Raw genomic sequence first — 13042 nt, 5'->3', positions numbered from 1 at the left:
CCTCCTCCGTCATGGCTAATCACCTTTTCGCAGCTGTAATCCGTCCGGGGTAAAGACCAAACGCCGTCCCGCATCCAAAGCGGGGGCAAAATGCTGTGCAATTGTACCGATGGCGCGGGTGCGGCCCAGTTCGGTAAGATAGGCGGTGTCCCCTTGTTCGATCTCCGGCTTGCCTGGGACAGGGGCTGCGGCCCAAATCAGCGGATGCAATTCACGCATGTGATCTTGCAAGATCCAGTTGAAACACTCCATCAATCGGGCGCGGGCGCTTCCGGCTTCGCAGGGCGCGGCAATGGTGAGGCCGGTAAACGCTGCCAGCCGGTTGGCCATGTCTTGGGACGGGTAACGGCCCAGAATGTCATGCAGCCCTTCGACAAATAATTCAGGATCAATACGGCGCAGCGCAGCGGGGTCGGACTGCAAGGCACCGATATAGACCCATGTATAGGCCCCTGTTCCCCATACATCGTTCAATTGCGAAACTTTGCGGCGGGCTTGGTCATCAAGGGTTTCCAACATCCCAAAGCGGCGCGGCAGCAAATCACGGCCCAAAGCCATCAGATGTGTCGGGTTTTGTGGATCAAGGTCGATCAAATCCTCATAATCATCGGAAACGCGCTGCGCCGGATGGGGGTCCCCGTCCAAAACTGCGCATCGGACCTGTGCCCATAACGGTGAGCTGAGTTCAAACGGGTCAAACTGGTCTGCCAGCGCCGTGGCCGCGCGCAACTGGCTGTCAAAAGCTTCGCGGCGCTGCGGCGCAAGGTCGCGTGCCTGTGAGGCTCCGCGCCATAATTGCGCGACATCTACGTGGGCCATCGCCATGATATATCCCATCGCGGGGCTATCGGGCATGTCTTCCAGATTGGCTGCGAAGGCAGACAAGGATGCATTCACGTTTTTGGGTTGGCCTTTGGCGATGGCAATGCGGGCGGCATGGGTCATGTCCGACCGCGCGCCTTTTGCCAAAATCTGCGCAACGGAGGCCAAACCAGGGGTCAATTCCCGCGCGGCTTCGGCCTTGTTCATCTCCTCGGTCAGCTCTTCCCAACAGTCCTGACGGGCAAGGAATTGCCCGCGACAAAAGGCTTTTTCGCGCGCCTGTGCATCCGGTGCCCGATCGCAGATCGGGATTTCCACCCGTGGCCGCAAGGGGGCAACCTCGGACGGGTCTTGTGGTGCGGCTTTCTTGCTATCCTCCGTTTTGGCCGGAGCAGCAAAGCCCTGACCGGCCCGGAAGGCGGCAAATCTATCGGTGAAATTACGCATGGTTGGCAGCATGTCGATCCTCGTGATAGCCTTCAATTTGCCAGTGATTTGCGGCCAAATATGGGCGTCAAAACGTTGTTTGGCAGGCTATCCGCCGCTGTTTCATAGGCACTAAGGCCAATTCGCGAACACAGTGTTGCCAAGTCGAGAACAACCACAAGTCTTGCGCGAATCTCTAACTTGCTGCACCTGTCTAGCCCATGTTGCGTGCTGCCATTTTCCTCATGTTTCTCTCGGCGCAAGCCTCTGCCAATTCCGGCCCTGCTCCATTGGGATCTGCCCCGATGAACAGTGCTGAGGCAGATACGCCGACCGAGCAAGCCGTCACTGCCTCTTTGCGCCCTGTGGCGCGGCGGGGTGCTTTGCCACGTGCCCGATGGGGTGCAAAAAATGGACGGTCCAGTTGGACACGCGCCATTTTAACGGGCCTGCGCAGCCATGCGTCAGAGCTGCCCGAAATTGTTCCCAAGGACATTGCTGCTTATTGCCCGGCCTATCCAACCGCCACACTTGCTCAGCGAGAGGCCTTTTGGGTCGGGTTGATATCATCGCTGGCATGGCATGAAAGCACCCATCGGCCGACGGCTGTGGGCGGCAGCGGGCGCTGGTATGGTTTGGTGCAGATTTATCCCCCCACAGCGAAGCATTATAAATGCAAGGCACGCTCGGGCGCGGCACTTAAGGATCCAGAGGACAATCTGTCTTGCGCCTTGCGGATCATGGCGGTGACAGTGCCGCGTGACCAAGTGGTCAGCAAAGGCATGCGCGGTGTTGCAGCTGATTGGGGTCCGTTTCATTCGTCGCGCAAGCGCAATGACATCATGGAGTGGACCCGCAGCCAGCCGTATTGCCACGGTTTGACACGGTCCTTGCGCCCTGTGGCGCGCCCTGACGGGTTGGGGCCAGAGTTTATCGGACCCATGAGCCCGATACACGACCCGAACCTAGAGGCTGTGATTGACCAGCCTGAGGCTATCAGCGAAGGCTGACACCGGCTTTTAACGCCAACTGGGTCGCCGGGTGGTATCCCACATAGAGACAGACGGGGCGGCGCGGCCGCCAAGCTCCAACGTCGCCTTACGCAAAAGGGCGATGCTGTCTTCGGATTTGGCGGGCAGGGCAGCTGCGGAAATCGGCTCTCCGACACTGATTTGAAACGGTTGACCCGCTTTGTTCAATGTCTCGTGAAACAACGTAATGTCGCGAAGGGTCGGGTGGATGCGGTCAAACAGATAGAAGAGCGCCGAATTGCGGGCCCGAATGTTCACCGGAATTACAGGCAAATCAAACTTGCGCGCGATCATCGCGGCCGAGGCCATCCACGGTCTCTCATGCAGGCGCAAACCCCGCCGTTTTGCCAAACGGCCCGAGGGAAAGATCACCCCAAGCCGGCCGTCCGACACCGCTTGGCGGGTATAGGCCATCGTCGCACGGGTTTTGCTGTGGCTGCGCTGCTCCATGCGCCATTCCACAGGGGCTATCATGTCGGCCATTTGCGGCAACACCCGTAAGATATCGTGGTTGGCAAAATAGAACACATCCGGGCGCACTTGGCGCAACACGTGATGCAATATGATGCCGTCGGCAATGCCGGTCGGATGATTGGCGACAATCAAGGCCGGGCCATATCCGGGAAGGTGGCGCAGGCCCGATGTTTCGACCTTGCGCGCCAGCAGTGAGCCCATTTCCACCATGATCTGATCGGCGGGCATGTCGCGCATCGCTTCGGCAATGGCGACAGTGCGGTCATAGCCCAACATCTGGTTCAAAAGGCGTCGAATGTTTTGCGTGCCGGGGCGGTCTTGAAACAGCCAGGGGGCACGGGTTTGGATGAGCGGATCAATACGGTGTTTCATACCTGCCAAAAAACAGGATTCGGTGACAGGGATATGACAGAAGTGCCCTAGCCAATCGTGAAGTGATGCCGCGATGTTGAGACCCCAAGCGCCTGTAGTGCGGTTTCAAGCTCCTGATGCGGCGGCACGCAATCATGGGGTAGGACAATCCGCTTGCCCGGCACCAGAATTTTCACCCGCACCGACCAATCAAGCCGCGTTTCCAAACGCACGGATGTTATCTTGGCCACTGCGATTTCTCCTTCGGAACGGCCTGATTGCCACGTCAAAGTGGTTGGGGTCAGACAAAAGCTGGCCTGTTTGGCTGTCATGAATTCCCAAGCCGCTGGCAGGGTGGCCAGCAGCAAAAGTGCGACGATCCAAGGGGCCGCCGACAAAAACACCCACATGCAGATCAACCCACCCCAAAGAGCGATCAAAATGATTGCGGCCTTGGTGGAACGGCCATTGCTTGAATGGGTCAGAATAACCGGCCCATCTTGGGCGTTCTGATCCGGCTTGGCGGGGTTATCGTCCACCAGTCACGTCCAAGATGGTGCGCGTGACATAGCTGGCGCGCTCTGACAGCAGCCACAGGATGGCCTCGGCCACCTCATCTGTGGTGCCGGGGCGGCCCATGGGCGGCGTATGTCCGATTTTGGCCAAACGATCCGGTGCCTGACCTTTGGCGTGAATGCCGGTTTCAATCAATCCCGGGCGGACGCCGTTGACGCGAATGCCCTCTTTGGCAACCTCATCCGCGAGGCCCAGCGTCATTGTTTCAATCGCCCCCTTTGAAGCAGCATAATCCACATACATATGCGGCGATCCCAGCCGTGCCGAGGCCGAAGAGACATTGACCATCGCGCCGCCTTTGCCCCAGTTGCGCATTAACACCAAGGTTTGTCTGGCCACTTCGATGGCCCCAAAGACATTGACGGAAAACACCTGCGCCACACGATCCGGTGTCAGGTCTTCAAAGCTGGCGGTGGGGGCGGTGATGCCTGCATTATTGACCAACCCGATCCGGCCTGGTTTCAGACCGGCGATTTTGCCGAACATCTTTTCAATGGCTTTGGGCTTGCTGACATCAGCCTGAAGCAAATAGGCCTGTGCCCCCATGCTTTCGACCATGGCTGCGGTTTCTTCGGCTCCGGCTTGATCGCTGCCATAATGTACGACAACGCGGCTCCAGCCGTTAAAGCCCGCCATTCGGGCCGTGGCTGCGCCTATTCCGGCGCTTGCTCCGGTGACAATCAACAAATCACTCATGAGACGTGCCCCTTTTATTGGGTGAAAATAGCGCCTGTGCCCATGTTGCCGCCACATTGGCGCAGCGGCAACACAGCGACACGCTGTTAGCTGGCCAAGATCCGGCTGACCATTTCATTGGTATCAGGGCTTAGGTTTGGCTTGGCCATGATGCGCTGCAATTGGGCCTCGATCAAGGTTTGGCGGTCGGCATCATAGCGCCGCCATGTCTGAAACGCGCTGCACATGCGGGCCGTGGTTTGCGGGTTCTTGTCATCGAGCTTGATCAACCAGTCGGTCAGTAGGGCATAAGCCCGTCCGGACACATGGTGGAACGCGGCATGATGCATCGACAAAGCCCCAAAAACCGCCCTGAACCGGTTCGGGTTTTGCCAATCAAAGGCTTCGTGCTGAACCAGGGCTTCGGCCCGGTCAATGGCGTCTTTGGGGGCTGAGGCGCTGACCTGCAAGCCGAACCACTTGTCCATGACCAGACGGTCGTCTTTCCATTGGCCATAGAACGCAGAAAGGGCCGCGTCGCCAACACCAGCGCGCAACAAATTGCCCAAGGCGACCAATTGCAAAGTCATATTGTCGGCGGTTTCAAATTGCGCTAGCGCCGCCGCGCCGCCATCCAAACGCCGTGTCAGGGCCAGAACCGCGCCGCCGAGAAACCGTTTTCCGGCTTGTTCCGCGTCAGGTTTATACGCTGCGGTGACTTTGGTCTGCTCTGCCAGTTCAGGCAAAAAACCGGCCCAGCGATCAGCCATGGCCTGAGCCAAAGTATCCATTGCGTCCCAAATGGCCTGCGGATCAGGGATCACTCCGTTTTCATGCAGCACTTGCGCCATTTCTGCTGCGCTAGGCGCTTCGAGCATCAATGCACGATACGCCGGATCAAGCGTGTCATCGCGCAGCACTTTTTCCAATCCGTCCAGCCAAGCTGCATCGGGTGCAGCCCCGTCCCGGATCATCGCGAGCAGGCAGTCGCGCGCCAATCCGCGCGATGCTTCCCAACGGTTAAACGGATCGCTGTCATGGGCCAACAAAAAGGCGCGGTCGACATCATGGGTTAACACAACCGGCGCAGAGAAACCGCGCAAGACAGAGGCCACAGGTCGCGCCGCCAAACCGGAAAAATCAAAGCTTTGCTCGGCGTCAGCCAGCTCAAGGATCTGCGTTTCCAGAACCTCATTGCCATTCGGGCCGATCAAGCCAACCGCAACAGGGATCACATAGGGCTTTTTGACGTCCTGCCCGGGGGATGGCGGAGTATGCTGGCGCAGCGTCAGGGTAAAGGTTCCGTCTTCCCAAGCCTCTTCAACGGTCACAAAGGGCGTGCCAGCCTGCGCATACCAGCGCTTGAACTGCGTCAAATCGCGGCCCGTGCTGTCTTCGAAAACCTTAAGCCAGTCTTCAATCGTCGCCGCATCTCCGTCGTGCCGATCAAAATACAGGTCAACCGCCTTGGCATAGGCGTCATCCCCGACCAGCGTCTTAAGCATGCCGATCACCTCGGCCCCTTTTTCATAGATGGTTGCGGTGTAAAAGTTGTTGATTTCCTGAAAGCTTTCGGGCCGTACCGGATGGGCCAGCGGTCCTTGATCCTCGGGGAACTGGCGGGCACGCAGCTGGATCACATCCTCGATCCGTTTGACCGGAGCCGAGCGTACATCAGATGTGAACTGGCCATCGCGGAAGACCGTTAGCCCCTCTTTCAAACACAGCTGAAACCAGTCGCGGCAGGTGATGCGGTTGCCGGTCCAATTGTGGAAATACTCATGTGCGATGATCGCTTCGATGCGCTCGAAATTACTGTCGGTCGAAGTCTCGGGCGAAGCCAGAACGCAAGAGGAGTTAAAGACGTTCAGCCCTTTGTTTTCCATCGCGCCCATGTTGAAATCATCCACCGCGACGATGTTGAATATCTCAAGATCATATTCGCGGCCATAAACCTCTTCGTCCCATTTCATCGAGGCAATCAGCGCCTCCATCCCAAAGGCGCATTTGCCTTCGTCGCCGGGCCGCACCCAGATGTTAAGCGCCACATCCTTGCCTGACATGGTTTTGAACGCACCGGGAAAATTGACCAAATCGCCTGCGACCAATGCAAACAGATAGGCCGGTTTTGGCCATGGATCGTGCCACTCGGCCCAGCCATCGCCATTGCCTTTCAGGTTGCCGTTGGACAGCAATACCGGCATGTCGCCCTCGACCCGAACGGTGAATACGGCCATCACATCCGGGCGGTCAGGATAATAGGTGATTTTGCGAAACCCTTCGGCCTCACATTGAGTGCAATACATGCCGCCGGACATATACAGCCCCTCAAGGGCTGTGTTGGAATCCGGTGCGATTTCCACTTCGGATTCCCACAAAAACGGCCCGCTAGGCACGTCGCAGGTCAGGCCTTGTTCGCTTAACTCAGGCGAAACAGCGTTTCCGTCAATAGAGGCACGGATCAGCTTTAGCTGTTCACCATGTAAGAAAAAGGCTTGCTCGGGCGCATCGGGGTTCGGGGCGAAATGGATGCGCGACACAACACGAGTGGCACCGCCGGACAAATGAAACGTCAGATGCACATCTTCTATCCGCCATCCAAAGGCTGCGTAATCTTTCAGAAAAATTGTCTGGGGGCTTGCGTCTTTCATGACATCCTCACGGGCAAAACATTTCCTCGGACGTTAGGCCCCCAGCCCGGTGACCGCAACCGTAGGGCAGGCGGCAAATCCCTTCTTCTGTCTAAAAGTATCCCGGGGAGTCCGAGGGGCTGGCCCCTCGGTCCCAACAATCAACAAAGGCAAAAGCCGGACTTATTCCGCGGCTCTCAAAGTAATCGGATCTGCGGGCTCTGGATCATCGCCCCATTGGATCTCTGGCAGCTTGGCCCGTTTCGCCTGACGTGCCAGCGCCCAATCGCGCGCCGCGCGGCTGCCACGGCCAGACCCGAGACGCGCCAGAAGCCGAGCAAACCAATTGATGTAGGTCCAGAACCAGACCCGGATCGCCAACATGGATGGGGTAAAGACCAGCGTTAGAACGGTCGACACCCCAAGGCCAAAGACCACCGCCGTGGCAAGGTTGATCCACCATAGCGCGGTGGGGGAATTCACCGAATACCCGCCGCCAAAAAAGTCGAGCGATAGGCCAAACATCATTGGCGCAAGGCCCGCCATCGTGGTGATGGTGGTCAATAGAACCGGCCGGATACGATCCTCGGCGGTGCGAATGATCGCTTCGATCCGTGGCATCACGCGCGAATATTCTTGATAGGTATCGATCAGAACAATGTTGTTGTTCACCACAATTCCGGCCAAGGCGACGATCCCGGTGCCCGTCATAATAACGCTGAAATACTGCCCCATCACGATCATCCCGATCAGCACACCAGTGGTCGACAAGACCACTGCCAGCAAAACCAGAGATGCATTGTAGAAAGAGTTGAACTGCGCCAGCAAGATGATGAACATCAACCCTAAGGCCGCCCCAAAGGCCGACCCAAGGAAGGCCTGACTTTCAGCTTGGTCTTCTTGATCGCCAGTCCATTCGAAGGTGATCCCATTGGGCAGGGGGTTGTTTTCCAGCCAGCTGGTCAGATGCGCAATCCGCTCGTTGGCTGTGATCGGAACGATGGAAGCCCCTTGATCAAGGCGTTTGGCCAGATCATCCACCTGCGATGACAAAATAGAAAAATTTGCACCGGTTGGCCCCGTGACATCAAACGCGCCATCCGGAGTTGAGAGCTTCAAAGTGCCCAGCGTCTCTCCGTTTGATAAAACCTTGTATAAGCCGGGTTCAACATCGGCCTTGATGTCGAAATAGCGTTGCTGGTCAATCCGGTTAATCTCGGCCAGCTTTTCAACCGGTTTGCGGGTGATGAAGTTGGACAGCGGAATCAACCCGTCGACAGTGCGCACCTTGAGGGTATCAAGGGTGCTCAGTACACGGTCCTCTTCGGGCAGACGTACGCGAATCTCGATCTCTTCGTCCGACCCGATGGGGGTATAGGTGTCGAGCAAGATACCGCGTGTCACCAGTTGCACCATTGCACCGACGATGGCGACGTCGCCGCCATAACGGCCAGCTTTTTCAACATCCACATCGATCTGCCAGTCAATGCCGGGCAAAGGGCGGGTGTCTTCGATCAAAGTCAGGCCGGGGGTGGCATCATACTGCGCGCGTGCGGTCTCAGTCGCATTCAGCAAGTTTTGCCAATCGTCGCCCTTGATCCGCAGATGCACAGGCTTGCCCGATGCAGGCCCGCGCGCTTGTGCCAGAATTTCAATCTGGATTCCGGGGATCTGGCTGAGTTTTGCCGTCAGATCCTCGATGATGACATCCCCGTCGAGCCGCGCCAAATCAACGCCGAACTCTTCGGCATAGGCAGGGCGGTCTTCCCACGGATAGGTTTCCAGCTGGACCTGACCGATGGTGTCTTTGGGGGCTATTGCCCCGCCGGTGTTGTTGTCCAACCCGCCATCACCGGCAAACGCAAAGGCGTTCAGGATGCCGGGGTGTTCAAGGACCATGACCTCGGCCCGTTTGACCAAAGCGTCTTTCTCGGCCAGCGACAGGTTTCCGCGGGCCCGAACATAGACAATCGCCTGTTCCGGTTCGCTTTCGACAAAAAATTCAACACCGTTGTTGTTCTCACCAAAGTAGCCAAAAACGCTGATCACAAAAAAGATCACCGCCGCCACCGACACCAAAGGCATAATCGGATTGCCGGTGATGAATTTGATAAACAGGCCGAAGGGCGTTCGGCGGTAGGCACTGTCAATCCGGGTCCGCTTGCGGCGGTATTCAGCGGCATCCATCAATACAGACGCGACAACAGCTGAGACAATCAAAACCACTGCGCCGGGAAGGCGGGCCATGAAGCCGGTGCTTTGGGAGTCAAACAGATAATCCGGGTTCAGCACCATCATCGCGCCAACAAAGACGCCAAACAGACCAACAGGCACCAAAGCCACCCGAACGTACCATGGCAGGCGTGCGCGCAGGGCATTGCCCGCAACGTGGATCTGACGCGAAAAGCGCCCTGACACGCCGCCCATGACAGGCAGGTAAATCAGCGCCACAATAAGCGAGGCCGACAATACAAAAATCAAGGTCACCGGCAACATGCCCATGAATTGCCCCGGAACCCCCGGCCAAAACAACATCGGCAAAAAGGCACAAAGCGTCGTGGCGGTTGATGAGACAACAGGCCAGAACATCCGGTGCGCCGCTTCGACATAAGCGTGCATTGGGCCTGTGCCTTCGGCAATACGCTTGTCGGCATATTCAACCACAACAATCGCGCCGTCCACCAACATGCCCACGGCCAAGATCAATCCGAACATCACGATGTTCGAAATGGTTACGCCCATAATCGCCAGCGTCAAAAAGCACAGCAAGAACGATGTCGGGATCGCAAATCCAACCAAAAGGGCAGGGCGCAAACCCAGCGACGCCAGAACCACAATCATCACCAGCGCAATCGCCGTCAGAACAGAGCCTTCGAGCTGGCTGACCATACTGTCGACCTGACGGCTTTGATCATTCGATGTCCCGACCTCAAGCACTGCCTTCAACTCATCGGGCCAATCCTGGCGGGCCTGTTCCAGAACGGCGCGCACCTCGTTTGAGGTATCGATGATGTTAAAGCCTTTGCGCTTGACCACTTGCAGCGCCACAGTGTTTTCACCGTTATAACGCGCGGTTCCCTCGCGATCTTCGAAGGTCAGGTTGATCGTCGCCAAATCGCCCAGCGTCACAGACCGGTTGCCATTGGTCTTCACCGGAAGATTATAGACATCTTGCGCTTCGTTGAAATTGGACGGAATCTTGACGGCAAAACTGCCCTGATCGGTGCGTACTTCGCCAGCTGCAATCAACTGGTTGTTATTGCGAACAACATTGATCAACTCGACTGCGGTTACATTATAACTTTCAAGGCGCAGCGGGTCGATCACCACTTCCAGCATCTCGTCGCGATCACCGGCGATTCCGGCTTCTAGGACTGCGTCCAGTGCCTCGATCCTGTCTTGCAGGTCTTTGGCGATCTTGTTCATCGTCCGTTCGGGAATCGGGCCTGTGAGGTTGACGATCAGGATCGGAAATTCGGAAAAGTTGATCTCGTTGATGGAATACTGCTCAGCGCCTTCGGGAAATTCGCCCTGAACATTGGACATGCCATCGCGGACATCGGCCATGATCTTGGTTTTGTTCCAGCCAAATTCGAATTCCAATGCCAGACCGGCATAGCCTTCGGAGGCTGTGGCCGACATGGATTTCAACCCGTCAAGGTCAGCCAATTCGGTTTCCATCGGCTTGACCAGCAAGATTTCGGCGTCTGCAGCGCTGATCCCCGGAAATGGCACGGAAACAAACAAGGCCGGAATTTCGATGTCCGGTTCGCCTTCTTTGGGCAGTGAAACATATGCAAAACCGCCGATCACCAATGATAAAACGATAAAGGCGATGACCATTCGGGCCCGTTCAGCGGCCCAATCGATGATCTTGGTCATTGGATCACATCCTCAAAACTGGGGGCCACTGGCACACCATCGGTTACATACTCTTGACCAACAGTGATGATATCCACTGTGTCCGGCAGACCTGCGACCCAAACGCCATCGATCGTGTCGCGCAGCAGGCGGACCGGTAAAAACTTGGCAGTGGTTTCTGCGCTTACCGTACGAATCCCCATCTTACCGTCGTTGTCCAAAGTTAGTGAACTTTGGGGAATCAAATGCGCCAGATCCCCCTCGGCCTCGATGGCAATATCGGCGGTTTGGCCGTCGCGAATACTCATGTCCGGGTTCGGCAGGGTGATTTCGACGCGGAAGGTGCGGGTCAGTTGATCGGCACTGCGCGACACAAAGGAGACAGTGCCAACCACTTCGCGGCCGTCTACCAACCGGGCCCCAGCAGGAGCCCCCAGATTGACGCGGGTCACTTGAGTTTCGGGGACGAACCCGATGATCTTGATCGGATCAAGCTGGATGACGGTGGCACAGGCCGCACCGGGCTGCATCAAAGCCCCCAGCTCGGCTGTGTCGGTTTCCAGAAGGCCAGCAAAGGGCGCATGGATGCCCAGTCGGGTGATGTCCATTTCTGCGCCGGCGATACCCGCTTGGGCTGCTTGGATCAAAGTGCGCGCGGTCTCTTCGCCTGTGCGGGCGGATTGGACACCAGCAAGCGCCCCTTCGAGCTGCGATTCAGCCAAGATGACGGCGGCCTTGGCCCCTTCGACAGCGCTGATGGCGGATTCGACAGCGGCGCGTGATCCTTCGATTTGGCTGGTCGCCGTCTGGATTCCGGCCTTGGCGTTCTGGATCTGGCTTTGAGCGGATTGAATTCCGGCCTTGGCGTTGATGATCTGACTGGTTGCGGCCTGAACACCGGCGCGGGCTGATTCGACTTGGCTTTTTGCGGTTTGGACACCGGCCATGGCACCAGACAGACGGCTGCGGGCGCTTTCGATGCCGCTGTCAGCGGCTTTGAGACCGGCCAGTGCGCTTTGAACACCGGCTTTGGCCGCTTCAAACGCGGCTTCTGAACTGGCCAGACGGGTTTTGGCGGCAAACCCACCCTTTTCGAGCTTCTGGGCTGCGTTCAGGTTGATTTCAGCTTCTTTGACGCGAGATTCCGCTTCGGCCAATCGAGCCTCGGCTTCCGGCACCCGTGTGAGCGCTTCGGCAAGCGAGGCCTTTGCAGCAGGTACAGCGGCTTCGGCTTCCAGCTCTCTGGCTTCGGCTTCGGGGACACGCGCTTGTGCTTCGGCCAGACGGGCTTCTGTTTCGGGAATGCGTGACTGGGCTTCGACAAGGCGGGCTTCGGCCTCTGGCACGCGGGCCATTGCCTCGGCCAAACGGGCTTCGGCGGCGGGAATACCTGCGCGTGCCTCCAGCAAGCTGGCCTCGGCGGCGGGCACGGCTGCTTTGGCTTCGGCGATCCGTGCCTGAGAGGCGGGGACTTGCGCTTGCGCTTCGGCCAAACGCGCGGCCGCTTCGGGCAGGCGCGCTTTGGCTTCGGCCAGACGGGCCAGTGTTTCGCGCAGGCTGATATCGCTGGTGCCGGGATCAATGTCACACATCAGCTGGCCTTCTTCGACCATCACACCTTTGCGCAACGGAGCAGATACGATTTTTCCGCTGGTTTCCGAACGCACTTCGACCTGCCGCATGGCCTCGGTCTCACCGCGCAAGAAAACTGCGCTGTCGATCTCTTGGGCTATGGAGTGCTGGGCGATAACCCGCACTGTACCCGCAGGGAGAACAGAGGAGGCATCCACATCAAGGTCACCGGTGTCGGGATCAATCAACTGACCGGAATCAGTATCGCCAGCATTGGCGTCCACTTCCGCTTTGACACCTGAAAACTCAAGCAAACGGTCCCGTTCAAACACAATGCCATATAACGCCGCTGCAACGACCAAGGCGGTAATCAAAGAGATAAGGCGCATCGGGTACCCACTGTCCATTTATAATTATGCGCAACACGCGCGGATCTTTTGTCGTGGCCACTGCGCCAAAGCGCAGGGCCCATTATTTCTAAACCAACTGGTTCAGTTTTAGGGTCCAGCATAGTCACCTTCAACCTCTCCACTGTCATTTCTTGTCATTAAATACGCCACAAAGGCATTTTTTCGACATGACGGTGCCAAAAATGAGCAGTCTTGATGCCTTGGCAGCGCTCAT

General features: G+C 57.4%; 8 protein-coding genes. 1 reads left to right on the top strand and 7 read right to left on the bottom strand.

The window, feature by feature from the left end:
- Window positions 1-15: 15 nt before the first annotated feature.
- A complete protein-coding gene (locus C8N36_RS11315; protein WP_097804598.1) occupies window positions 16-1281 on the bottom strand; it encodes a hypothetical protein in 1266 nt (421 codons plus the stop codon).
- A 188-nt stretch (window positions 1282-1469) separates the two neighbouring features.
- On the opposite strand from C8N36_RS11315, the gene C8N36_RS11310 reads away from it, so the two are divergent.
- The gene (locus C8N36_RS11310; protein WP_245910793.1) at window positions 1470-2258 is read left to right on the top strand and encodes a transglycosylase SLT domain-containing protein; all 789 of its coding nucleotides are present in this window, start codon (window positions 1470-1472) and stop codon (window positions 2256-2258) included.
- A gap of 9 nt (window positions 2259-2267) precedes the next feature.
- Here C8N36_RS11310 and C8N36_RS11305 read toward each other — a convergent pair whose 3' ends face one another.
- The 6 genes from C8N36_RS11305 to C8N36_RS11280 all read right to left on the bottom strand — a co-directional run bounded on the left by C8N36_RS11305 (window position 2268) and on the right by C8N36_RS11280 (window position 12807).
- The gene (locus C8N36_RS11305; RefSeq protein WP_097804599.1) at window positions 2268-3125 is read right to left on the bottom strand and encodes a lysophospholipid acyltransferase family protein; all 858 of its coding nucleotides are present in this window, start codon (window positions 3123-3125) and stop codon (window positions 2268-2270) included.
- A 47-nt stretch (window positions 3126-3172) separates the two neighbouring features.
- Window positions 3173-3643, bottom strand: coding sequence for a hypothetical protein (locus C8N36_RS11300; protein ID WP_097804600.1), 471 nt, complete (start codon window positions 3641-3643; stop codon window positions 3173-3175).
- The gene (locus tag C8N36_RS11295; RefSeq protein ID WP_097804601.1) at window positions 3633-4376 is read right to left on the bottom strand and encodes an SDR family oxidoreductase; all 744 of its coding nucleotides are present in this window, start codon (window positions 4374-4376) and stop codon (window positions 3633-3635) included. Before C8N36_RS11295 ends, C8N36_RS11300 begins: the two co-directional genes overlap by 11 nt.
- An 86-nt stretch (window positions 4377-4462) precedes the next feature.
- A complete protein-coding gene (pepN, locus tag C8N36_RS11290; protein WP_097804602.1) occupies window positions 4463-7006 on the bottom strand; it encodes an aminopeptidase N in 2544 nt (847 codons plus the stop codon).
- 162 nt (window positions 7007-7168) lie between these two features.
- Complete coding sequence (locus C8N36_RS11285; RefSeq protein ID WP_097804603.1) at window positions 7169-10867, bottom strand: efflux RND transporter permease subunit; 3699 nt, start codon at window positions 10865-10867, stop codon at window positions 7169-7171.
- Complete coding sequence (locus tag C8N36_RS11280) at window positions 10864-12807, bottom strand: efflux RND transporter periplasmic adaptor subunit (protein ID WP_245910792.1); 1944 nt, start codon at window positions 12805-12807, stop codon at window positions 10864-10866. The genes C8N36_RS11285 and C8N36_RS11280 overlap by 4 nt, the downstream gene beginning before the upstream one ends.
- Window positions 12808-13042: the final 235 nt, after the last annotated feature.

The sequence above is a fragment of the Pelagimonas varians genome (assembly GCF_003208435.1).
GTDB lineage: Bacteria > Pseudomonadota > Alphaproteobacteria > Rhodobacterales > Rhodobacteraceae > Pelagimonas > Pelagimonas varians.
The sequence above is the reverse complement of the archived record's forward strand: the minus strand, read 5'-3'. Positions and strand labels throughout refer to the sequence as shown.

What these genes read in the sequence shown, in the direction of transcription:
- C8N36_RS11280 (WP_245910792.1), bottom strand. Translation starts at nt 12,807, where the DNA reads ATGCGCCTTATCTCTTTGATTACCGCCTTGGTCGTTGCAGCGGCGTTA.
- pepN (WP_097804602.1), bottom strand. Translation starts at nt 7,006, where the DNA reads ATGAAAGACGCAAGCCCCCAGACAATTTTTCTGAAAGATTACGCAGCC.
- C8N36_RS11315 (WP_097804598.1), bottom strand. Translation starts at nt 1,281, where the DNA reads ATGCTGCCAACCATGCGTAATTTCACCGATAGATTTGCCGCCTTCCGG.
- C8N36_RS11310 (WP_245910793.1), top strand. Translation starts at nt 1,470, where the DNA reads ATGTTGCGTGCTGCCATTTTCCTCATGTTTCTCTCGGCGCAAGCCTCT.
- C8N36_RS11285 (WP_097804603.1), bottom strand. Translation starts at nt 10,867, where the DNA reads ATGACCAAGATCATCGATTGGGCCGCTGAACGGGCCCGAATGGTCATC.
- C8N36_RS11305 (WP_097804599.1), bottom strand. Translation starts at nt 3,125, where the DNA reads ATGAAACACCGTATTGATCCGCTCATCCAAACCCGTGCCCCCTGGCTG.
- C8N36_RS11295 (WP_097804601.1), bottom strand. Translation starts at nt 4,376, where the DNA reads ATGAGTGATTTGTTGATTGTCACCGGAGCAAGCGCCGGAATAGGCGCA.